Origin of the sequence: Pseudomonas sp. DWRC2-2 (genome assembly GCF_049897885.1) — a bacterium.
GTDB lineage: Bacteria > Pseudomonadota > Gammaproteobacteria > Pseudomonadales > Pseudomonadaceae > Aquipseudomonas > Aquipseudomonas azotoformans_A.
This window is the reverse complement of the sequence record NZ_JAFCXD010000006.1, coordinates 286,156-308,445: the sequence shown is the minus strand read 5'-3', so window position 1 is coordinate 308,445 and position 22,290 is coordinate 286,156. Positions and strand designations below refer to the sequence as shown.

Here is a 22,290-nt window from a genome sequence, read left to right as displayed (position 1 = left end):
CAGAGCCATGACAAAAATAATCAGCTCGTCGATCCAAGCGCTGCCACAGCGCACACCGTTCTATCAGCACCTGTATGTGCAAGTGCTCGCAGCCATTGTGCTGGGGGTGATCCTCGGCCATTTCAGCCCAAGTTTGGGCGAACAGATGAAGCCCTTGGGCGACACCTTCATCAAGCTGATCAAGATGCTGATCGCGCCGATCATCTTCTGCACGGTGGTCAGCGGCATTGCCGGCATGCAGGATCTCAAGCGCATCGGCCGCATCGGCTTCAAATCCCTGATCTACTTTGAAGTACTGACCACCATCGCCCTGGTGATCGGCCTGATCGGTGTCAACCTGCTCAAACCGGGCGCGGGCATGCACATCGACCCGGCCAGCCTGGATGCATCGGCTATCGCCGGTTACACCAAGGCGGCCCACGATCAGAGCGTGGTCGGCTTCCTCACGCATATCGTGCCCAGTACGGTGTTTGGCGCGTTTACCGACGGCGACATCCTCCAGGTGCTGTTCATCTCGGTGTTGTTCGCGTTTGGCCTGCAGCTGTTGGGCGATACCGGCAAACCCTTGCTGAACACCATCGACCTGGTGGCCAAGGCGTTTTTCCGTATGCTCAAGATTGTCATGTACCTGGCGCCGCTCGGGGCTTTTGGCGGCATGGCGTTCACCGTCGGCAAATACGGCGTGCAATCGCTGGGGGCCTACGTGAACCTGTTGGTGTGCTACTACCTTACCGGGTTGGTGTTTGTGTTCGTGGTGTTGAACCTGGTCGCGCGATTGGCCGGTTTCAGCCTTTGGAAGTTCCTCAAGTACATCCGTGAGGAACTGGTGTTGGTGTTGGGCACCTCGTCCTCGGAATCCGCCTTGCCGCGCCTGATGGGCAAGCTGGAAAAGCTCGGCTGTGAGAAGTCCACCGTGGGGCTGGTCGTGCCATCCGGTTATTGTTTCAACCTCGACGGCAGCTGCATCAACATGACGGTGCTGGCGATCTTCATTGCCCAGGCGCTGGACATCGATGTGTCTCTGTATCACCAGGTGACCTTGCTGTTGATCCTGCTGCTGACCTCCAAAGGCGCGGCGAGCGTGACCGGCGGCGCATTCATTACCCTGGCCGCCACCCTCGGCTCCATCGATGTGATACCGGCTGCGGGGCTGGTGCTGGTGCTCGGCGTGTACCGATTTATCTCTGAAGGCGGTGCGCTGATCAACGTGATCGGCAACGGTGTGGCCACGTTGTTCATTGCCCGCTGGGATGGGGCGTTGGATCGCGAGCAACTCAAGCGTGAGTTGGGGTAGGGCGCGAGGCTTTTTTGAATCTGTCTGGAGTGCCTCCCACTCCAGACCTCTACGACCCCGTCCGTTTTCCTCTCTTCATAGCATTCCAAAAGCGACCTGATACTTTCCTATAACCGACTTGTCGGTATTTTGTCGTTCTCGTCTAACTCTATGAATTACATATCAAAAATATTATTTGGTTTGTGTTTTGTGTGAATTATATGTGTATACACAGAAAATACATTCTCTTGACCTTCCGTTTTTCCCATGCGAATCTCGCTTCAACAGGCCGCCCTCAGCGCTGCCGAACCCTTCCTTGTTGTTCCAACACACCGGCCTTTGAACAGGGCCAGAAACTATAAATACAACGTAGATCGAGGCGCGCCATGAAGAACTTTTGGAAAACCGTTTGTGCGGTTGCGTTAGTGGGTGTGGTTGCGCTTCCGGTGCAGGCCGAAGAAAAAACCATCACGGTCGGCACCATGTCCTGGGAGGACCTGACGCCGATTACCGGCATTACCAAGAAGGTATTGGAGAACGCCGGCTATACCGTGAAAGTGGTTGAGTTCTCGGAAATCGGTATTGCCTATGCGGCCCTGACCAAGGGTGATGTACAAGTCCTGGCTTCACAGACCGATTACGCCACCCAGGACTACTGGAACAAAAACAAGAACCGCCTGGAAAAACTCTCGCCGGTTTCCTATGGCCTCTACCAGGCGATCGCCGTACCCAAGTACGTCGATATCGATTCGCTGGAACAGCTCAACGATAACGCCGACAAGTTTGGCGGCAAGATCATCGGCATCGAGCCGGGTTCAGGGTTGATGAGCGACGCCAATAAGGCGGTCAAGGATTACGGATTCAAACTGCGGTTGCTCGAAGGCAGTACTGCCGCGATGACGGCCGCCTTGAAGTCCGCCGTGGACCGCAAGGAGTGGGTCGCGGTCACCATCTGGGAGCCGTCGTGGATGGCCCAGAAGTTCGACCTTAAGTTCCTCAAGGACCCCAAAGGTTCTTTCGCTCCCCCGCAGGCCTATTACTGGATCGGTCATAAGGGCTTCACCGCTGAATACCCCCACGCCCGCGAAGTCATCGCCAGCGTCTACGTGCCGCTTGCCGACATCACCGCTATCAACGGCGCCGTCAAGGACGGCAAGAGCATGGATCAGGCCGTTGCGGGCTGGGCCGACAACCATGCCGACTTGATGAAACGCTGGGCCAATATCAAACAATAAACCTCACTCTTTTTTGCCACTGCCGGGTACAGATAACGCGTTCTGATCAATTAGAAAAACCAGTCGAACTGGTTCAATAGGCTCAAACATGACAACGCTCAAAATAGACACTAACGAAGTGCTTGTGGATTGCCAGTCGGTCTGGAAGATCTTCGGTCAGAATGCCAAGGCGGCGATGCAAGCGGTGGTTCACAAAGGGCTCGGCAAAACCCAGGTGCTGCAGGATTTCAGCTGCGTGGTGGGGGTGTCGGATGTGAGCCTGCAGGTTCGCCGCGGTGAAATTTTTTGCATCATGGGTTTGTCCGGCAGTGGCAAATCGACCCTGATCCGCTTGCTCAACAAACTGATCACCCCCAGCGCCGGGAAGGTGCTGGTCAAGGGCAAGGATTTGTCCGCTTTATCTCCCGCACAGTTGCGCGAAGTGCGGGCCAAACACATTGGCATGGTGTTTCAGAGTGTGGCGTTGTTGCCCAACCGTACCGTGCTGGAAAACACCGCTTTCGGCCTGGAAGTGCAGGGCGTTGGCAGGGCCGAGCGTTATCAGGTGGCGGAGCGTGCGCTGGCCAAGGTCGGCCTGAGTGACTGGGCTTCGCGCTACCCGAGCGAGCTGTCTGGCGGCATGCAGCAGCGTGTCGGGCTGGCGCGCGCGCTGACTGCCGACCCGGAAATTATCCTGATGGATGAGCCGTTCAGTGCGCTCGACCCCTTGATCCGTCGTCAGTTGCAGGACGAGTTCCGCCAGCTTACCAAGGAGCTGGGCAAGTCCGCGGTGTTCATCACCCACGACCTGGAAGAGGCCATCCGCATCGGTGACCGCATCGCCATCATGAAGGACGGCGTGATTATCCAAGTCGGCACGGCCGAAGAGATTGTGTTGAACCCGGCCGATGACTATGTCGCCGAGTTCGTCGCGGGCATCTCGCGCTTGCACCTGGTCAAGGCCCATTCGGTGATGACGCCGGTGGCGCGTTATGCGCTGGCGTTCCCCCTGTGCGATTTCACCCGGCTCATTCAAACCACGCCAGAAACCGATATCAACGCACTGATCGGCTTGACCATGGGCGCCGATCTTGAGCCGTTGGCGGTGGTCGAGCAGGGCGTCGTGGTGGGCATCATCACACCTGGGGATCTGCTGCGCGGCGTGCAGGGCATTCCCAACGAGGCCCAGGCCTTGGCCCCGGTGTTGGAGGCGTCGACATGAGTACGCCGGATTTCTCGGTACCGTTCGATGCCGCTGTAGACGCCGGCCTGATGTGGTTGCAGGACAATGGCGAGTTTTTCTTCGACGCCGCCAACACGGCCCTGACGGCTGTATTCAAAGGCGTGCAGTGGTGCATCGCTGCGCCGCCGTTCTATGTGATTGCCCTCGTCATCGGCCTGCTGGGCTGGCGCATGGTGGGGCTGCGCTTTGCGGTGTTGTCGGCGCTGGCCTTGCTGCTGTGTGAAGTTATCGGGCTGTGGCCCGAGACTGTCAGCACCCTGGCGCTGGTGCTCACCGCCACGCTGTTGGCATTGCTGGTGGCAGTGCCGTTGGGCGTGCTGGCCGGGCTCACGCCGGCGTTCGATCGTGTGGTCGACCCGTGCCTGGACCTGGTGCAGACACTGCCGCCCTATATCTATCTATTGCCGGCGATTGCCTTGCTCGGCTATGGCCCGGCGACGGCGCTGCTGGCCACGTTTATCGTCGCGGTGCCGCCGGCACTGCGCCTGACCTCCCTGGGCATCCGCATGACGCCCAAGGAGTTCGTCGAGCTGGGTGATGCCAGCGGCGTTACCGGCTTGCAGATGTTCTTCAAGATCCGCTTGCCCTTTGCGATGCCGAGCATCATGGCCGGGGTCAACCAGAGCCTGATGATGGCATTCGGCATGGTGGTGATTGCCGGTATCGTCGGCTCCGGTGGGTTGGGCGAGTCCATCTACGGTGCGGTGCGCACCCTGGACATCGCCAAGTCGATCAATGCGGCGCTGGCCATCGTCATCCTCACGATGATTCTCGACCGTCTTGCACAAAGCGCGGCTGAATCGCGCCGAGGAGCCAGTCAATGAGCCTTGCTGATTTGCGTATCTCACCGGGTGAGTTTCTGGCCCCTGCCATCGACTGGCTGAACACCCACCTGCACGGTCTGTTCGTGCTGATCGGCAAGGTGATCGAGGCCTCGTTGGGTGTGATCGAGGGCCTGCTGCTTGCGCCCCATGCCTACGTGTTGATTGCCATCGTGGTGGTGCTGGCATGGATCTTCGCCAACTGGCGCGTGGCGCTGTTTGCCGGTTTGATGTTGGCGTTCTGCCTGTTTGCCGGGCTGTGGGTGGCGTCGATGCAGACCATCGCGCTGGTCTCGGTGGCGGTGCTGATTTCCGTCAGCGTTGCGTTTCCCCTGGGCATTCTTGCCGCACGGGTCAAGCGTGTGGACGCGGCGTTGCTGCCGATCCTGAACATCATGCAAACCGTCCCGCCGTGGGTGTACCTGATCCCGGCGGTGATGCTGTTCAGCCTGGGGCGCGTGCCGGCCATCATTGCCACCATCGTGTATGGCATACCACCGATGCTGCGGCTGACCACTTTGGCGTTCAAGCAGTTGCCCAAGGACCTGCTGGAACTGGGCCAGGCCATGGGCGCATCGCCACGGTACATCCTGCTCAAAATCGAATTGCCCACGGCGGCGCCCACGCTGCTGGTGGGGCTGAACCAATGCATCCTGTTGTCGCTGGCTATGGTGGTGTTGGCCGGATTGGTCGGGGCCGGGGGCCTTGGCGCCGAAGTGACCCGTGGCTTGACGCGAATGGAGATGGGCCTGGGCCTGCGTGCCGGCCTGGCGATTGTGGCGGTGGCGCTGTTGCTCGACCGTTTGTCACGCGGCGCATTGCAACGCCAGGCACGGCGGGTATGACGTGGTAGTGCGACGTCAATTCAGTGGTGCTATGCATGGCAAGAACCTGCGTTTCCTCAATGATCATCACGGCCAGGAGGTGCGCAAGGCGCGAGCGGGGTTTGTATTGCTGGAGCACTTTTCGCTGCCGGCGTTTACCCAGGCGCTGGACACTATCGTCACCGCCAACCTTTTGCGCGCGGATCTGTTCGCCACGCGCACCTTCGGCCTGGTCTGCGATGAGGTGGTGAGTGACCTGGGCCTGGTGATCCGCCCCGACGCGCGCCTGACCCTGGAGTCTGTGCTCGATCTGGATTTGCTGGTGATCTGCGGCGGTTATCGCACGCCGCTGCGTTACAACGATGAATTGACCGTGCTGCTGAGTGCGGCGGCGGAGCAGGGCGTAACGCTGGCGGGCGTGTGGAACGGTGCTTGGTTTCTGGAGCGGGCGGGGCTGTTGGAGGGATACCGATGCGCGATTCACCCCGAGCATCGCCCTGCATTGGCCGAGATCGCGCGGCTCAGTCATGTCACCAGTGAAGCCTACGTGGTGGACCGTAACCGTCTGACGGCATCGAGCCCCACCGGCACGTTCTACATGGCGCTGGAGTGGATCCGCAGCTTGCACGGCAAGAGCCTCACCGACGGTATTGAAGACATCCTGGCGTTTGAGGCGTCGCGCTTTCGCCGGATCAAGCCGATGTTGAACGTTTCGGTCAGTGGGCCGCTGCGCGAAGTGATCAACCTGATGGACGTCAACCTCGAAGAGCCGTTGCAAATGGTCGACCTGTGCCTTTACGCCGGGCGCTCGCGGCGACAGATCGAGCGGCTGTTCAAGGAGCAACTGGGCACCTCGCCGCAACGCTATTACATGGACCTGCGCATCACCGAGGCACGGCGTTTGTTACAGCACACCTCGCTGACCATCGTCGAGGTGTCGGTAGCCTGTGGTTTTGTCTCGCCCAGCCATTTCAGCAAGTGCTACAGCGCCTATTTCGGCCATCGTCCGTCCAAGGAAATTCGCTTGGTCAAATAGCTGGAAAGCCCCGCTGGCAAAGGGTTTCAACTGAATTTAACGCCGTGTATTTAAATTGTAGACACAAAGTATTTTGTTGTTTTATAGTGCGAATACAGGTAGTAGACCGTGTGCACTTACTACTAGGAAGGTTTCACATGGCTACTAAAGAACTCACTGCACCGGCTTCGGCCGAGCCAAGCATCGATCGCAAGGCGGTACTGGGTGAAGCGCTGCGGCGTCGCATCCTCAGCATGGAACTGGCACCCGGTGCGGTGGTGGACGAGCTGGCGTTGTGTGATGAATTCGGTTTGTCGCGCCCACCGGTGCGTGAACTGATGCGGCAGATGGCGGCGGAAGGGTACATCGATCTCGAAGCCAACCGCGCCGCGCGGGTGTCGGCCATGAGTTACCAGTCGCTGCGCAGTTTTTTCCTGGCGGCACCGCTGATTTACATCGCCACCACACAGCTGGCCTGCTCCCACGCAACGCCTGCCGAGGTGGTGGAGTTGAAGCGTATCCAGGCGCTGTTCCGTATCGCTATCGAGGAAAAAGATGTCGAGAACCGTGTGTTGTACAACGACGAGTTCCACCTGCAAATCGGCAAGATGGCCCACAACGCCTACCTGATGCCGAGCTTGCAACGATTGCTGATCGACCACGCACGCCTGGGCAAAATCTTCTATCGCCATCCGACCACCGTCGACATGCAGGAAGACCTGGAAGTGGCCGCCCAGCAGCACGACGAGATGATCCATGCAATCGAACACCACGATCCGGTCTCGGCCGGGGAAATCGTGCGGGCCCACCTCGAACTGTCCCGTCGGCGGATGTCCGAGTACGCGGCGCCCGAAGGCCTGGATGTAGCGCTCACCTTCTGATCGGTTGATGCCGGGCCAGTGTGACGCGATGCAGACGGGTAGCTGTTAGCTCTAACAACTATAAAAGAACCCAGGTCGCGAAAATGGCACTCATCAGAAACACCCCGGCAGACGATTCAACCTGTGGCTGGTTTCACCTCAGCCCACCGCGCGTGGCACGCCCGCGCCACAGCGGTATTCGCTCGGCGCGCTGGGCCGTGGTCGGGGCGGGGTACACCGGCCTTGCGGCGGCGCGTCAACTGGCGCTGAATTTTCCGGATGACGAGATCGTGTTGATCGAAGCCCAGGAGGTCGGCTACGGCGCTTCCGGGCGCAACGCTGGTTTTGCCATCGACTTGCCCCATGACATCGGTGCCGAAGACTACATCGGCGACATCGCCACCGCCCGGATCAGCATGGAGCTCAATCTCGCCGGGCAGTCCATGCTGCGCGCGCTGGTAGAGCAGCACAACATCAACTGCCAGTGGCGCGATTGCGGCAAGTACCAGGCCGCCGTCGAGGACCGTGGCATTGCCGTGCTGAATGCCTACCGCCGTGGCCTCGACAAACTCGGCCAGGCCTATCAAGTGATCGAAGCCGACGATATGCCCAACCACATCGGCACCGGTTTCTACCGCAAGGCCCTGTTCACACCGGGCACCGCACTGGTGCAGCCAGCGGCGCTGGTGAAAGGACTGGCGGACACCTTGCCGGCCAACGTGACGCTGTACGAAAACACCCCGATTACCGAAGTGGAGTATGGCGACAAGACCGTGTTGATCCACAAGGGCGGGCGCATCATCGCCGACAAGCTGGTGCTGACCAACAACGCGTTCGCCATGAGCTTTGGTTTCCTCAAGAGCCGCATGCTGCCGATCTTCACCTACGCCAGCCTGACCCGACCGCTGGACGAAGACGAGCAGGCACGCCTGGGTGGCCATCCATTCTGGGGTGTAATCCCCGCCGACCCGTTTGGCACCACCTTACGCCGCACCGTCGACAACCGCCTGCTGGTGCGCAACAGCTTCAGCTTCAACGCCGACGGGCGCAGCAACCCCAAGTACCTGCAGCGGTTCGTCAAGCGCCACAAAGAGTCCTTCGACCGCCGCTTCCCGCTGCACCGCGAGGTGACGTTCGACTACACCTGGGGCGGCTCCCTCAGCCTGTCGCGCAACCATATGGCGCACTTCGGCGAGCTGGCCAAAAACGTCTATGGCGCGCTGTGCTGCAACGGCCTGGGCGTCACCCGCGGCACGGTTACTGGCACCTTGCTGGCCGAATGGCTGGCGGGCAAGCGCAATCACCTGGTGGACTTCCTGTTGACGTCCCCGGGCCCGAGCAGAAACCCACCGGAGCCGCTGTTATCAGCGGGTGTAAACATGAACTTGCTATGGGGGCAAAGCCGCGCCGGCCAGGAAAGCTGATTCGCAACACGCTCGTTACGCAATACCGAACTTAATCTATTGATTGGAAAACAGCAGGCGTTTACGCGACTGCGGTTTCTGATTGAGACGGCTTTCATTCGCCTGGATTTCAAGTGTGCGTTGTACCCCGGCGAATGAACGAAGCGAAGTAGGAGATAATAATGACAAGTCCGAATGCCTCAGTTGAGGATGTACCGCTTAACAACTTTCACCGATTGCTCACCGCCCGTTCGGGCGGTGGTTCATTTGTGGATGGCTATGTATTAAGCATTATCGGCATTGCGATGCTGCAAGTGACCGGTGCACTGGAACTGACCGAGTTCTGGCAAGGCCTTATTGCCGCCTCTGCCTTGATCGGCGTGTTCTTTGGCGGTTTTATCGGCGGCTGGCTGACCGATAAGTTAGGGCGCAAGAAAGTTTATTTCATTGGCCCGTCGTTATTTATTGTGTGTTCCCTGGCGCAGTTCTGGGTGGAGTCGGCCTGGGCATTGTTCGCCCTGCGCTTCATCATCGGCCTGGCCGTGGGCATTGAATACCCCGTTGCCACCTCCTTGCTGGTGGAGTTCCTACCGAAGAAGCAACGCGGCCCTCGGCTGGCCGCCCTGACCATCCTCTGGTTCGCCGGGGCGGCATTCGCCTATGTGGTCGGCAACGCGATCCTCAATACCGGTGCCGACGACGCTTGGCGCTACGCATTGGCCAGTGCCTCGGTGATCGGGCTGGTGCTGTTTGTGCTGCGCCTGGGTACGCCGGAATCGGCGCGCTGGTTGCTGAGCAAGGGCCGCGAGGCCGAAGCCGAGCAGGTCATCAAGCGCGTCTACGGGCCGCACTACTCATTGCGCGATCTGCCGGAGCAACCCGACGAACGCAAGATGACCTTCCGTGACCTGCTGCGCTCGGGATACGGCAAGCGCTTGTTCTTTGTCTCGGTGTTCTGGTCCTGTTCGATCATCCCCGTGTTCGCCGTTTACGCATTCGCCCCCAAAGTCTTGCAAGCCCTCAACCTGAAAGGCGAGTGGGCCTCCTACGGTTCGATGTTCATCACCTTGCTGTTCGTGGTGGGTTGCGTGCTGGCCACGCGGCTGATCAACACCATCGGTCGACGCAGCATGCTGATCAACAGCTTCCTGTGGTCAGGCCTTGCCTTGCTGTTGCTGGCGGCGTTTTCCAATAGCCACGAAATTCTCGTGCTGCTGCTGTTCGGCGCCTACGCCGTGTTCATCGGCGGCGCCCAGGTGCTGCAACTGGTTTACCCGAACGAACTGTTCCCCACCGAAATCCGCGCGTTCGCCGTGGGCATCGGCACCTCACTGTCGCGAGTCGGCGCTGCCATCGGTACCTATCTCGTACCACTGTCGCTTCACTCGATTGGTATCGGCAACACCATGTACGTCGCGGCTGGCGTGACGTTCATCGGCCTGGCCGCCGCCTGGGCCATGGCCCCGGAAACACGTTCGCTGAACTTGCGGGACGCCGCTGCGTTGAGCAGTTGAGCGCAAACCACATCACTTTCACTGTTGGAGAAACACTCATGAAGTTTGAAGGCATCTACACCCCGGCAATCACCCCGTTGACCGCCACCGGCCAGATCGACAGCGCCGCGTTCGCCGACGTGCTGGAATACCTGATCGAATCCAAGGTACACGGCATCATCATCGGCGGCTCCACCGGCGAGTACTACGCGCACACCTCTCAGGAGCGCATCGACCTGGCTGCCCACGCCAAGGAAGTCATTGGCAACCGCGTCGCGTTGATCGTCGGCACCGGCGCCATCCGTACCGAAGATTCGGTGGAATACGCCAAGGCCGCCCGTGCGATCAAGGCTGACGCAATCCTGGTTGGTTCGCCGCCTTACGCACTGCCCACCGAACAGGAAAACGCCATCCACGCCCTGGCCGTGGACCAGGCTGCGGGCCTGCCGATCATGCTCTACAACTACCCAGGCCGCATGAGCGTGAGCATGGGCGATGAGTACTTCAAGGCCGTGTCCGCTTCGAAAAACGTCGTGGCGATCAAGGAAAGCTCGGGCGACATGGGCCAGGTCCACCGCCTGGCCACTCAATACCCGAACATCGCGTTGTCCTGCGGCTGGGATGACCAGGCCCTGGAGTTCTTCGCCTGGGGCGCCCGCAGCTGGGTGTGCGCCGGTTCCAACTTCGTGCCGCGTGAACACGTCGCTCTGTATGAAGCCTGCGTGGTCGAAAAAGACTTCGACAAGGGTCGCAAGATCATGAGCGCCTTCATGCCGCTGATGGACTTCCTCGAAGGCGGTAAATTCGTCCAGGCGATCAAGGCCGGTTGCGCCTTCAATGGCCTGCGTACCGGCAGCGTGCGCGCACCGCTGCAACCGTTGACCGAAAGCGAAAACCAGGCGCTGCAAACTGTGATCACCAACCTCAAGCGCGACGTTGCGCAAATCGTCGGAGGTGCATGATGACTCACCTGCTCAGCGCCGCCGAATACGCGGCCATCGCCCAGGACATCCGGTTTCCCAACACGTCCTTCATCAGCGGCGCTGCCCACACCTCGGGCTCGGGCAAGACGTTCACCACCACCAACCCGGCAACCGGCGAAGTGCTGGCTGAAATCACTGCGTGCAACAGCGACGACGTGGACTACGCCGTGGCTTCGGCCAAGCAAGCGTTTGACGACGGCCGTTGGCACAAGCTCAGCCCCGGCACGCGCAAGAAAGTCCTGCTGCGTTTTGCCGACCTGCTGGAACAGCACTCCCACGAACTGTCCGTGCTGGAAAGCCTGGACAGCGGCAAGCCGGTGCGTGAGTGCCAGCTGACCGACGTGCCGGAAACCATCCACATGATCCGCTGGCATGCCGAGCTGATCGACAAGATCTACGACAACACCGCCCCAGTCGGCGCCGACGCCTTGACCCTGGTGGTACGCGAAGCCATCGGCGTGGTCGGCCTGGTGCTGCCGTGGAACTTCCCGTTGCTGATGCTGGCCTGGAAAATCGCGCCGTCCCTCGCGGCGGGTTGCTCGATCGTGGTCAAGCCGGCCAAGGAAACCACGTTGACCGCGTTGCGCGTGGCCGAGCTGGGCGCCCAGGCCGGGATTCCGGCGGGCGTGTTCAACGTCGTGTCCGGCGGCGGTCGTGAAGTGGGCGAACCGTTGGGTCGCCACATGGACGTCACCATGGTCAGCTTCACCGGCTCCACCGACACCGGGCGCCTGTTCCTGCAGTACGCGGCAGAGTCGAACCTCAAGCGCATCGTGTTGGAACTGGGCGGCAAAAACCCGGCCGTGGTGATGAACGACGTGGCCGACCTGGATGTGGTGGCGGGGCATATCGTCAATGGTTCGTTCTGGAACATGGGCGAGAACTGCTCGGCGTCTTCGCGCCTTATCGTCCATGCCGATATCAAGGACGAGCTGCTCAAGCGCATCGGCGTGCAGTTGCAAGCGTGGAAGATGGGCAGCCCGCTCGACCCGGACAATCGCCTGGGCTCGATGGTCAGCCGTGCGCATTTCGATAAGGTCAGCTCGTACCTGGTGCAGGCCGGCAACGAAAACCTGCGCGTGGTCTACGGTGGCAAGACGCAAGGCGATATCTACGTGGAGCCGACCGTGGTCGATGGCGTGGGGGCCGACAGTGTACTGTTCAAGGAAGAAATCTTCGGCCCTGTGCTGACCGTCACGACGTTCAACACTCTGGAAGAAGCTATTGCCCTGGCCAACGACACCATCTACGGCCTGGCGGCGTCGGTGTACACCGACAACCTGCGCAATGCGATCAAGCTCTCCCGCGAGATCCGTGCCGGTATCGTCACCGTCAACTGCTTCGGCGAAGGCGATGCCTCGACCCCGTTCGGTGGCTACAAGCAGTCGGGTTTCGGTGGGCGTGACAAGTCCATCTGGGCACACGACCAGTACACCGAGATCAAGACCATCTGGATCGACGTGTCCGAAGGTTAAAAAACCAGGCGTCCCTCTACAAAGCTCCACGCAAGCGGCGATTGGGGCGCCTTCCTTTCCACCGGGTCAACAATAAGAAGTCCACGGCCCAGCTCGTTTTTTCGAAGCCTTTTCATGACTGCCTATCGTACTGCCCTTACTTCTGCCCATATCACTGCAATTCTGTTCGGCTTGACCGGTATTTTTGGCGCACTGATCCACGCCAGCGCCAGTGTGATCACCTTTGGCCGTGCAGCCTTTGCCTTGCTGGCCCTGGGGGTGTTCGCACACCTGCAGGACCGCGCGCTGCTGCGCGGCCTGAACCTCAGGAAACTCGGCATCTATGCCGTCTCAGGGCTGATGCTGGCCGCGCACTGGATCACGTTTTTTATTGCGATCAAGGTCGGTGGCGTCGCTGTCGCCACCTTGGGCTTTGCCAGCTTTCCGGCGTTTATCACCTTGCTCGACATGGCGGTGTTCCGCGACCGGCCGCGCCTGGCTGAAGCGCTGTTGCTGCTGTTGGTCACGCTCGGCCTGATACTGGTGACACCCTCGTTCGAGATCGCCAACCAAGGCACGGTCGGGCTGCTGTGGGGGATTGCCTCGGGGCTGTCGTTCGCCTTGCTGGCCATGACCAACCGCCGCGCCACCGATGGCCGAAATGGCGTGCAAGTGGTGTTCTGGCAGAACGCTACCGTGGCGCTGTTCATGGTGCCGGTTGCAGTGTTCGACCTGGTGGCGCTGGAGCCTGTCGACTGGCTCAACCTGGCCATTCTCGGCGTGCTCTGCACGGCGGTGTCCCAGGCGCTGTTCGTCAAAAGCCTCAAGGGTTTGAACGCCCGCAGCGCAGGCATGATCATTTCCCTGGAGCCGGTGTACGCGATTGCCTGCGCCTGGTGGCTGTTCCATGAAGCGCCGTCCTACCGAATGTTGGCAGGCGCGGCGTTGATCGTGCTGGCGATTGTGTTGTCGGCGCAGGGGGAGGGCGCCGCCACTAAAGGCACCGCGCAGCCTGGCTAAGTGGTGTTGCAGTCACCGGCACCCATCCGGTAGCGGTGACACCAGATCCGAGCGTTTGCATCAAGCCGCAGGCCTGACCCGAAACGCCAGGAACACCGGCCCCCCTGGAAACGTGCTGACCTCCAGTTCATCCAATGGGCTGAGGGTGCGAGTGCGGTTTCCCGCATTGCTGTAAAGGGTGTGGCTGCTCGATGCGGCGAGGTTGATCTTGCCGGCGGCCGCCTGGATCAGGGTGGCCCTGAAGCCTTCGGTCACGTCGTCGCCGATTGTCAGCGTAACGTCCGTGTTGCTGATGACCAGGATCGACTTGCCGGAGTCCGCCATGGTCAGGGCTCTGCTGCCCGTGATCGAGATGTTGGTGTGCACATGACCCCCAGCGTGATAACTGACCATCCGGGGATCGGCAAAGACGCGGGCGAACGCCCCCACATAGTTGACGCTGGCGCGCATGTCATCGAACTGTTCTACCACGTAGGTGCCAATGCTGCCGGTGTCCGCTGCGTCGGCATCCAGCGCCCATTTGCGGCCTACCATTAGTCCGATCTGGGTGTTGGCGCGTACGCCGGCACGCACCTCCTCGAGAAACAGCGTGCCGACCTGGCCACCGCCGTTGCCTTGGGCATAGGTCAGCCGTGCGATGGAGTGGCTGTCACCGGTCGGGCTGCCTTGGGCGGTATTGACGCGGTAGTCGACACAATCCGCCGAAACGATGGTGGTGGTCGTGTTGGCGTCAGGCGTCCAAGTGAAATCCAGGGCTCTGCCGGTTTTGGCCTGCTCGAATGTGGTGGTGGGTTGGGAAGTGGTGGTAGAACCTGACTGCTTCAAATTGTCGTTCATGATGCTCATCCTTAAGTTATTTAACTGTACATAAATACAGTAGTCCGGATTTTTTCTCCGTGCGGTTTTACCGACGAACTGCACTCATGGATGAGGGCGTGTAGAGTGACCGGCAATTCCCCGGCAAAGGTGACCCAAGGATGTCGCAACCCGCAAAACCGCGAGGCAAGAACCAGGACACAGGCTGGCGCGGCTCGGTCGATGTGTGGCTGGACGCCGCCTACGCGGCCCTCAAAGAATCCGGTATTGACGCCGTGCGCGTGATGCCCCTGGCCAAGCAGCTGGGCTTGTCACGCACCAGTTTCTATTGGTTTTTCGAGGATCGTGAGCAACTGCTCGCCGCCTTGCTGAGCCGTTGGCGCGACAAAAACACCGGTAACCTGGTGTACCAGTGCGAGCGCTATGCCGAGAGTATTTCCGAGGCCATTCTCAACGTCTTCGAATGCTGGTTGAACCCGGAACTGTTCGACTCGCAATTCGAATTCGCCGTGCGCAGTTGGGCGATGCAGTCGGCGGAGGTCGCGGCAGAAATCGCGCAGGCCGATGACACCCGTATCAACGCCTTGACCGGCATGTTCCGGCGTTTCGGTTACGACGACGAGGCCGCCGATGTGCGTGCCCGGACCATCTACCTGACGCAGATCGGCTATATCTCGATGAACACCAGCGAGGACGTGGTGGTGCGGTTCCGGCGTATTCCCCAGTATGTCAGCGTGTTTACCGGCAAGGCCCTGAAGCGGCGTGAACTGGACCGCTTCTATGGGGCGTTTGGCTATGCCGAAACCACACCGGGGGTGTTTGAACGTTTTTAAAGGTCCTTGACCAACCGCAACGCATCGTAGATCGCCGCATGGGTATTGCGTGCGGCCACCGCATCGCCGATCCGGAACAGCTGGAAGCGACCTTCAGGGTTGGTCACGATGTTCTGCGCGTTCCCGGCAATCAAGTCCTGCTGCTCGACCGCGCCGCCATTGCTGGAGTGCGCGCGCAACTCGAAGTACAGGTCATCCAGGGGAATCGTGCCATGGTTGACCACCACTTGGTCGACGATCCGTTGCTTGTGCACCGCGCCGTAGTCACTGCCAAAACGCGCGACCAGCCGACCGTCGCGTTTCTCCACCGTCTCAACCCGATAGGTCACGGTGAAAGTCACGTCCAGGTCCTGCAGGCTGCGCATGTAGGGCACCAGGTTCATGGCCATGACTTCCGGGGCGAACGCGCGGTCCGGGGTGACGATTTCGACGCTGGCGCCACTTTGCGCAATCACCTCGGCGGCTTGCAGCGCGGCGTGGTCGCCGGCATCGTCGAAGATCAACACATGACGCCCCGGTTTGACGTCGCCGGAAATGATGTCCCAGGTCGACACCACCAGTTCATTGCCCGCGGCCAGCACGTCGGTGTGCGGCATGCCGCCGGTGGCGACGATCACCACGTTCGGCTCATGGGCCAGCACCGTCTCGGTTTCGGCCCAGGTGTTGAAGTGGAATTTCACGCCCAGGCGTTCGCACTGGGCCATGCGCCAGTCGATGATGCCGATCATCTCGCGACGCCGCTCACTCAGGGCGGTCAGGCGGATTTGCCCGCCGGGCTGGTCCGCCGCTTCCAGTACGGTCACATCATGCCCGCGCTCGCCGGCAACCCTTGCGGCTTCCAACCCGGCCGGGCCCGTGCCGATGATCAGTACTTTGCGCTTCACCGCAGCCTTGGGAATCTCATGGGGCATGCTGGTTTCACGGCCGGTCGCCGCGTTGTGGATGCAGTAGGCGGCGCCGCCCTGGTAGATGCGGTCCAGGCAGTAGTTGGCGCCGACGCAGGGGCGGATGTCGTCTTCACGCCGCTCGATGATCTTGCGCACAATGTGCGGGTCGGTCATATGGGCGCGGGTCATGCCGACCATGTCCACCTTGCCCGACGCAATGGCGTAGCGCGCGGTGGCCACGTCCGGGATTTTCGCCGCGTGGAACGTGGGGAAGCCGGTGGACGCGCGGATCTCGCCGGCAAAATCCAGGTGCGGCGAGTTGCGCATGCCCTGGATCGGAATCACGTCGGTCAGCCCCGCGTCGGTATCGATATGCCCACGTACCACGTTGAGGAAGTCCACCAGCCCGCTGTCCTTGAGCATGTGCGACACCTGCAGGCCCTCGTAGGCGGTGAACCCGCCCGGCAGCGCTTCGTCACCGGTGTAGCGCACGCCCAGCAGAAAGTCCTCACCGACGCGCTGGCGAATGCCGCGCAGGACGTCGAAGGTAAAGCGCATGCGGTTTTCCAGCGAACCGCCGTAAGGGCCGTCCAGTTCGTTGGTCAGCGGTGACCAGAACTGGTCCATCAAATGGCCGTAGGCTTGCAGCTCCAGGCCATCCAACCCGGCAGCCTGCATGCGCTCGGCGGCGTCGACGTAGTCCTTGATGATCCGCTCGATGTCCCAGTCTTCCATCTTCTTCGGGAAGGAGCGGTGTGACGCCTCGCGACGGTGCGATGGCGAGACCACCGGCAGCCAGTCGGCCTTGTCCCAGCGTGTGCGCCGGCCCAGGTGCGTCAGCTGGATCATCACCGCCGCGCCGTGTTCGTGGCACTCATCGGTCAGGTCCTTCAGCCAGCCGACCACTTCATCTTTGTAGGCCAGCACATTGTTGAACACCGGCGGGCTGTCCCGTGACACGGCAGCGGAGCCTGCGGTCATGGTCAAGGCCACGCCGGCCTTGGCGCGTTCGACGTGATAGGCGCGGTACAACGCCTGCGGCATGCCGTCCACCGGGTAGGCCGGTTCGTGGGCCGTGGTCATGATCCGATTGCGCAGGGTCAGGTGCTTGATTTTGTAGGGCTGCAGCAGGGGATCGCTGGACATTATTCTGTGCTCCGTAGTGGGCATCATCAGGCTCGGCGATCTGAAATTAGGATAAATGTACATAAGTGTCAATAATGATAGACATAGCTGTACATTTTTATTGCGGTGCCCTGAAGTCGTCGCTAAGATCGGCCTCACCCCTTAGGAGGACGTCTGATGAATGCTCATGTGCACTATCGGAAAAAAGCCTGTGCCTACCTGCTCGGCCTTGCGCTGGGCGCCAGTGCGGCGATGACCCACGCCGAGGAAAAACCACCGGTGCGCATCGGTTGGGTGAATTGGTCCGACACGGAAATCACCGTCAAGCTCGCCAGCACGGCGTTGCAGGAACATCTCAAGCAACCGGTCAAGTTGGTGATGGCCGACATCGGCATCCAGTTCCAGGCGCTGGCCAACGGCAACATCGACCTGATCCCGATGGTCTGGCTGCCCAGCACCCACAAGGCGTTCTACGACAAGTACAAAGACCGCCTCGAAGACCTCGGCGTGCTGTATGAAGGGCGAATCGGCATGGCTGTGCCCACGTCGGTGCCGGTCGCGGAAGTCGCCAGCGTGGAAGACCTGAACAAACCCGGGATCCGCGAGAAGTTCGACGGCAAGATCTTTACCTCCGAAGTCGGCAACGGCCAGTACAAGCTCACCGTCAAGGCGATCGAGGACTACAAGCTGGCGGGCTACAAACTGGTGGGGTCTTCGGAAAGCGGCATGCTCAACGAGCTGGACCGCAACCTCAAGCGCGACAAGTGGTCGTTGGTCAACGCCTGGAGCCCGCACTGGATGTTCTCCAGATGGTCGCTGCGCTACCTGGATGATCCCAAGCAGATTTTCGGCGGCGCCGAGCAGATCCACGCCATGGCCCGCAAAGGCTTCAGCCAGGAGCATCCCGAAGTGGCGTACTTCTTTGCGCATTTCTCCATCCCCCAGGCCGACCTCGAAGCGTTGATGATGCAGGCGCGCGAGAGCACGGCAGACAAGGCGGTGGCGGCGTATTACGCGGCGAACAAGGCGCGCTTTGAGGGGATGTTCAATCCGGGATTGGTTTCCCGGTCGCCATAATCGCTCGCAACGAATCGCGAACGGCATCGGTGCGCAACTGCAGTGTCATCTGCGCCTCGTCGATCACGATTTCCGCGACGATCAACACGCAGATCAGCGGCGCGGTCACGAACCAATGGCACCAGCATTGCGTCGCCAGCGACACGAAAACGCCGATGATCCACAGCGCCAGTACCCACTTCGGTGCGCGCTGTTGCAGCGGCACCCAGAACCGTTGCAGGCGTTTCAGGCGAGCCGTGTGCTGTCGCAGCGACTCTTCAAGGAGTGATAGGGAAGGGCTCATGTTCACACTCGCTCAGTTAACCGGGCACGGCTGGGGAGGGGATTGCCCAGCCACGACAGGTTGATGTGTTCAACTTCTATCCAGTGCCCGTGTTGAGGCATTGCGGCGCAGCTTTTGAACGCAATGCAAACAAGCGCGGTGTCCAACAAGACAAAATAACGATAGCGCTGGGTGGTTCTGAACAGCCTGGAAAAGATGCGCATGGCGGGCCTGGCTTACTCAAAGGTTCCAGCTGAGTTCGAACAGCGTTCCGCCGTTTTCCATTTTTCGACAGGTCACAGCGCCGCCATGGGCAATCGCAATTGCGCGCACCACCGCCAGGCCCAGGCCGCTGCCGCCCTGGGCGCGTGAGCGAGAGTTTTCGCCGCGCTGGAAAGGTTCGAACAGGTGCGTCGCAAAGCTCTCATCAATACCGGGACCGTCGTCGCGCACCCTCAGGTAGTGCACGCCATCACGCGTGCTCAGGTGCACGTTGACGTTGCCGGGTGTCGCATGCCGACGCACGTTGTCCAGCAGGGCCAGCAACGCCTGGCGGATGCGTGCGGGATCGCAGCGCAGAATGCGGCGTTGCAGGTCCAGTTGCAGGGTAAAACCAGCAGCGGCCAGGCTCGGTTCGAACAGTCGCACATCCTCTTCAACCCCTGCGGCCAGGTCGGCGTCTTGCACGTTGATTTCAAGGTAGCCGCTGTCACCCAGGCCGACCACGCGCAGGTCCTCGATCATCCGCGCCAGCCCTTCGACCTGCCCGAGCAGGCTGTAGAACTGCGCCGTGTCCGGCTCGAACACACCCTCGGCCAAACCTTGCAGGCGTCCGCGCAAGATGGTCAGCGGCGTGCGCAGTTCGTGGGCGATCGCCGCGTTCCAGAACGCCTGTTCCTGCGCCATGCGTTTCAAGCGTTGGGCCATGCTGTTGAAGTCATTCACCAAAATAGCCGCCTCACCGATGGACTGATCGCCAGCCACGGCCTGCACATCGAGGTCGCCGTCCGCCAGTTTGCGCAGGTTCTCGGCCACCGAATTCAATGGCATCAGGATGCGCCGCGACAACTTGGTCGCCACGAATGCACCGACCGCCAGGCTGACGCAAGTGGTCAAACCCATCCACGCCCATTCGGCATTGGCGGGCATCCACTCATCGACCTGCTCGTCCGGAAGTGGCCAGTAGGTCCAAAGCAGGGCGTAGAACACATAGGAGCCGATCACCGCCAGCGCGATCACGCACAGCACCACGACCGACATGGACAGGATGATCTGGCGGCTCAAGCCGTTGAATAGTTTCACGCGCCACTCCCGAAGCGGTAACCCACCCCGCGAATGCTTGCCGGCACACCTTGCAGCCCGAGGTCCTCGATCTTGCGGCGCAACTTGCTGATATGGCTGTCGACTGTGCGTTCCAGGCTATCGCTTTCCGGCGAGCACAGGGCTAACAGCTCAGCGCGGCTGAACACACGTTTCGGCGCGCGAGCCAATTGGGCCAGTAATTTGAATTCGGTGACGGTCAGCAGCAGCGGCAGGGCGTTACCATCGATGTTCACCGTGACCTGATGGCTTTCGATATCGATTTCAAACCCATCTACCCGCAGCACACTGGCGCTGACACCCGATGTGTAGTTGACGGAGCGCCGCAGCACCGCCTGGGTACGCGCCACCACCTCGGCTGGGTTGAACGGCTTGACGATGTAGTCGTCGGCACCGATACGCAGGCCCATCAACTTGTCCATGTCCTGACCCTGCGCGGTCAGCATGATCACCGGCGTGTTGCCGCGATGGCGCACTTCGGCCAGCACCTGCCAGCCATTGACGTGGGGCATCAGCACATCCAGCAGCATCAGATCCGGCTTGAGGCTCTGGTGCAGTTCCAGCGCACGCCGGCCATCAAGGGCGTGGGCGGTGCGAAAGCCGCTGCGCTTGAGATAGGCGATCAGGATATCCGCAATCTCGGGCTCGTCTTCGGCGATCAGCACCAAGGCCTGGTTCTCCCGGTTGCTGCTGGGCGGGGGTGTCGATGCGACGGGGTAATCGTTCATAGTCTGCTCGGTGAATAGGCCTTGTCGTGGTTGCCGCTCCATGGCCCACGCTGTCAGGTATTGATCATAGCGCTCAACATCGAACCCGATTATGCGCAGCTAACGTGCGCATTCATGGGAGGTTTTGTGGAGGAATGATGGAGAGGGGAAATTTTTTACAAGGGGCTGCCCCGAGTACATGCCGTGCCTGGGCAGGTTAGCGCACGGTTGGAGTGATGAATTTCACATAGATCCACTCAGGATCGTGATCGTCCAGGTTGTCGATCTGCCCGCTCGGCACGAATCCGGCCTTTGCAAACAGCGCCTGGGAGGCGGTGTTTGACGCATTGGTTGACGTAAACAGCTTGGGCGTCTTGCACGCCGCCTCTGCCGCCGCCAGCAACCGCTGCGCAATGCCCTGACGCTGATGAGCGGGTGAGACGACCACCAGCGCCACAAAACCATACTCGAAAAAGTCATGGGTCAGAACGAGGTAACCGGCGCAACGGCCAACAGTGTCGACGGCCACCAGGCATTCTTGACGAACCACGGCATCATGGATGAACACACGGCGATGGGTGTGGGCCGCTGCGTAGGTGTCCAGTTCGATCAGGGCGTGCACGTCGTCGGATGTGGCCCGGCGGATAATGTTTAGAGGGTGTGTAGACAAAGTAATACCTTCATAAAGTGGACTTGGCCTTTGACTTGGTGAGTCTGGGAGAAGCCAACACTCGATTTAACTCGCCAGCGAGTGCGATCAGCTGTTGTTCCAGCGCTTCGACCTCGCAGACGCTAATGCCATCTTTGATAACGTGCAGGGTTTTGGTTTTTTTCACCGACGAAGGTGCCAGGTTATGTGTTTCTTGGGAAAGCAGCGCCTGACGTAGCAGGTTATTGATCACGGTCTGATAGCCTGTACCAGCATTTTCCGCGCGTGCACGTGCCGCCTCGATCACCGAGTCGTCCAGCATGATAGTGATGCGGGTCTTGCCCTTGTTACTGGCGACTGCACCGCGTTTACCGGAGCTGAAGTCGTATTCGTCTTTCATGTCTCAAGCCTCTAGGTATTGGCGCCTTTCATTCTTCGATGCGAGTCGCGCACTGATGACTCGCACAAAATTTGGATCGCGGTAGGTGTAAGCCACGACTAACACGCGTCCCTTCGCGTCCGAGCCAACGATCACCCAGCGTTCTTCATCATGACGATGATCTTGGATTGTCAGAGCTGCCTCGTCGTAGAACACCGGTTCCGCCTCGGCAAGGCTAATGCCATTGTGCTTCTGCTGATTTGCGGTGTTTTTCGTCTCGTCATATTGAATCCTGAATGTTCTCATTATGCATACTTTATATGTATATAAAAGCGATTGAAGAAAGTGACAGTCAGGAGGCTGGTTTACTTCCGCGCATTACATTTTGGATACGCCTTATCCCTGCTTATCAATGAGGGTTTGATTGTGCTGAGGCCACCTAGGTATGTCCGTGGGCACCCGGTGCTTTTTTAAGTAGTCGGATTCTGATTCATCTGACAGATGCGAACCCATGTCGATATCAGACCAATCCCCGCCGCTCCCAGGCTATTTTTGATGAACTCAGGCCGCGTAAGGTGACCCATCATTAAGAAATGATGATCGCTTGACTCTTCAGTCAGTACACCTTGACG

22 protein-coding genes are annotated in these 22,290 nt (G+C 60.1%); 14 read left to right on the top strand and 8 right to left on the bottom strand.

Features of this window, described 5'->3' with window-relative positions; all coding sequences use genetic code 11:
• Positions 1-7: 7 nt before the first annotated feature.
• From dctA to ACP7EW_RS25185, 12 genes are all read left to right on the top strand, one after another.
• Positions 8-1,294 (top strand): C4-dicarboxylate transporter DctA, encoded by a 1,287-nt coding sequence (dctA, locus tag ACP7EW_RS25240; protein ID WP_033903071.1) that lies wholly within the window; start codon positions 8-10, stop codon positions 1,292-1,294.
• A 365-nt stretch (positions 1,295-1,659) separates the two neighbouring features.
• Positions 1,660-2,508 (top strand): glycine betaine ABC transporter substrate-binding protein, encoded by an 849-nt coding sequence (locus tag ACP7EW_RS25235; protein WP_426220695.1) that lies wholly within the window; start codon positions 1,660-1,662, stop codon positions 2,506-2,508.
• A gap of 88 nt (positions 2,509-2,596) precedes the next feature.
• Positions 2,597-3,709 (top strand): quaternary amine ABC transporter ATP-binding protein, encoded by a 1,113-nt coding sequence (locus ACP7EW_RS25230; protein ID WP_426220693.1) that lies wholly within the window; start codon positions 2,597-2,599, stop codon positions 3,707-3,709.
• Positions 3,706-4,554: an ABC transporter permease gene (locus ACP7EW_RS25225; protein ID WP_038851404.1), complete on the top strand. Its 849-nt coding sequence runs from the start codon at positions 3,706-3,708 to the stop codon at positions 4,552-4,554. The genes ACP7EW_RS25230 and ACP7EW_RS25225 overlap by 4 nt, the downstream gene beginning before the upstream one ends.
• Positions 4,551-5,396 carry an ABC transporter permease gene (locus tag ACP7EW_RS25220; protein ID WP_426220690.1) on the top strand — a complete coding sequence of 282 codons (846 nt, stop codon included), beginning with the start codon at positions 4,551-4,553 and terminating at the stop codon, positions 5,394-5,396. The genes ACP7EW_RS25225 and ACP7EW_RS25220 overlap by 4 nt, the downstream gene beginning before the upstream one ends.
• 1 nt (position 5,397) lies before the next feature.
• Complete coding sequence (locus ACP7EW_RS25215; protein ID WP_426220688.1) at positions 5,398-6,411, top strand: GlxA family transcriptional regulator; 1,014 nt, start codon at positions 5,398-5,400, stop codon at positions 6,409-6,411.
• Between the two features lie 137 nt (positions 6,412-6,548).
• Positions 6,549-7,271, top strand: coding sequence for a GntR family transcriptional regulator (locus ACP7EW_RS25210; RefSeq protein WP_426220687.1), 723 nt, complete (start codon positions 6,549-6,551; stop codon positions 7,269-7,271).
• An 83-nt stretch (positions 7,272-7,354) separates the two neighbouring features.
• Entirely contained in the window at positions 7,355-8,674 is a 1,320-nt protein-coding gene (locus ACP7EW_RS25205; RefSeq protein ID WP_426220685.1) for an NAD(P)/FAD-dependent oxidoreductase, read from the top strand.
• 161 nt (positions 8,675-8,835) lie between these two features.
• The gene (locus ACP7EW_RS25200) at positions 8,836-10,167 is read left to right on the top strand and encodes an MFS transporter (protein ID WP_038851411.1); all 1,332 of its coding nucleotides are present in this window, start codon (positions 8,836-8,838) and stop codon (positions 10,165-10,167) included.
• Between the two features lie 38 nt (positions 10,168-10,205).
• The gene (locus ACP7EW_RS25195) at positions 10,206-11,108 is read left to right on the top strand and encodes a dihydrodipicolinate synthase family protein (protein WP_016979684.1); all 903 of its coding nucleotides are present in this window, start codon (positions 10,206-10,208) and stop codon (positions 11,106-11,108) included.
• Positions 11,108-12,604, top strand: a complete 1,497-nt coding sequence (locus ACP7EW_RS25190; protein WP_426220682.1) for an aldehyde dehydrogenase — start codon at positions 11,108-11,110, stop codon at positions 12,602-12,604. The genes ACP7EW_RS25195 and ACP7EW_RS25190 overlap by 1 nt, the downstream gene beginning before the upstream one ends.
• 114 nt (positions 12,605-12,718) lie before the next feature.
• Positions 12,719-13,603 carry a DMT family transporter gene (locus ACP7EW_RS25185; RefSeq protein ID WP_426220680.1) on the top strand — a complete coding sequence of 295 codons (885 nt, stop codon included), beginning with the start codon at positions 12,719-12,721 and terminating at the stop codon, positions 13,601-13,603.
• A 60-nt stretch (positions 13,604-13,663) separates the two neighbouring features.
• On the opposite strand, the gene ACP7EW_RS25180 is transcribed toward ACP7EW_RS25185, so the two are convergent.
• Entirely contained in the window at positions 13,664-14,440 is a 777-nt protein-coding gene (locus ACP7EW_RS25180) for a hypothetical protein (protein ID WP_426220678.1), read from the bottom strand.
• Between the two features lie 140 nt (positions 14,441-14,580).
• Between ACP7EW_RS25180 and ACP7EW_RS25175 the strand changes: the two genes are divergently transcribed.
• Positions 14,581-15,252 carry a TetR/AcrR family transcriptional regulator gene (locus ACP7EW_RS25175; protein WP_426220676.1) on the top strand — a complete coding sequence of 224 codons (672 nt, stop codon included), beginning with the start codon at positions 14,581-14,583 and terminating at the stop codon, positions 15,250-15,252.
• Here ACP7EW_RS25175 and ACP7EW_RS25170 read toward each other — a convergent pair.
• The gene (locus tag ACP7EW_RS25170; RefSeq protein ID WP_426220674.1) at positions 15,249-17,285 is read right to left on the bottom strand and encodes an FAD-dependent oxidoreductase; all 2,037 of its coding nucleotides are present in this window, start codon (positions 17,283-17,285) and stop codon (positions 15,249-15,251) included. The two genes, ACP7EW_RS25175 and ACP7EW_RS25170, sit on opposite strands and share 4 nt — an antisense overlap.
• 156 nt (positions 17,286-17,441) lie before the next feature.
• On the opposite strand from ACP7EW_RS25170, the gene ACP7EW_RS25165 reads away from it, so the two are divergent.
• Positions 17,442-18,341 (top strand): glycine betaine ABC transporter substrate-binding protein, encoded by a 900-nt coding sequence (locus ACP7EW_RS25165; protein ID WP_426220671.1) that lies wholly within the window; start codon positions 17,442-17,444, stop codon positions 18,339-18,341.
• On the opposite strand, the gene ACP7EW_RS25160 is transcribed toward ACP7EW_RS25165, so the two are convergent.
• The 6 genes from ACP7EW_RS25160 to ACP7EW_RS25135 all read right to left on the bottom strand — a co-directional run bounded on the left by ACP7EW_RS25160 (position 18,310) and on the right by ACP7EW_RS25135 (position 21,964).
• A complete protein-coding gene (locus ACP7EW_RS25160) occupies positions 18,310-18,624 on the bottom strand; it encodes a hypothetical protein (RefSeq protein WP_033903078.1) in 315 nt (104 codons plus the stop codon). The genes ACP7EW_RS25165 and ACP7EW_RS25160 overlap by 32 nt on opposite strands.
• Positions 18,625-18,843: 219 nt before the next feature.
• Positions 18,844-19,905 (bottom strand): ATP-binding protein, encoded by a 1,062-nt coding sequence (locus ACP7EW_RS25155; RefSeq protein ID WP_426220669.1) that lies wholly within the window; start codon positions 19,903-19,905, stop codon positions 18,844-18,846.
• On the bottom strand, positions 19,902-20,651 hold the full coding sequence (locus ACP7EW_RS25150) for a response regulator (protein WP_426220667.1): 750 nt from the start codon (positions 20,649-20,651) through the stop codon (positions 19,902-19,904). Before ACP7EW_RS25150 ends, ACP7EW_RS25155 begins: the two co-directional genes overlap by 4 nt.
• Before the next feature lie 196 nt (positions 20,652-20,847).
• On the bottom strand, positions 20,848-21,300 hold the full coding sequence (locus ACP7EW_RS25145; protein WP_426220665.1) for a GNAT family N-acetyltransferase: 453 nt from the start codon (positions 21,298-21,300) through the stop codon (positions 20,848-20,850).
• 10 nt (positions 21,301-21,310) lie between these two features.
• Positions 21,311-21,679, bottom strand: a complete 369-nt coding sequence (locus ACP7EW_RS25140) for a BrnA antitoxin family protein (protein WP_426220663.1) — start codon at positions 21,677-21,679, stop codon at positions 21,311-21,313.
• Positions 21,680-21,682: 3 nt separating this feature from the next.
• Positions 21,683-21,964, bottom strand: coding sequence for a BrnT family toxin (locus tag ACP7EW_RS25135; RefSeq protein WP_426220661.1), 282 nt, complete (start codon positions 21,962-21,964; stop codon positions 21,683-21,685).
• Positions 21,965-22,290: the final 326 nt, after the last annotated feature.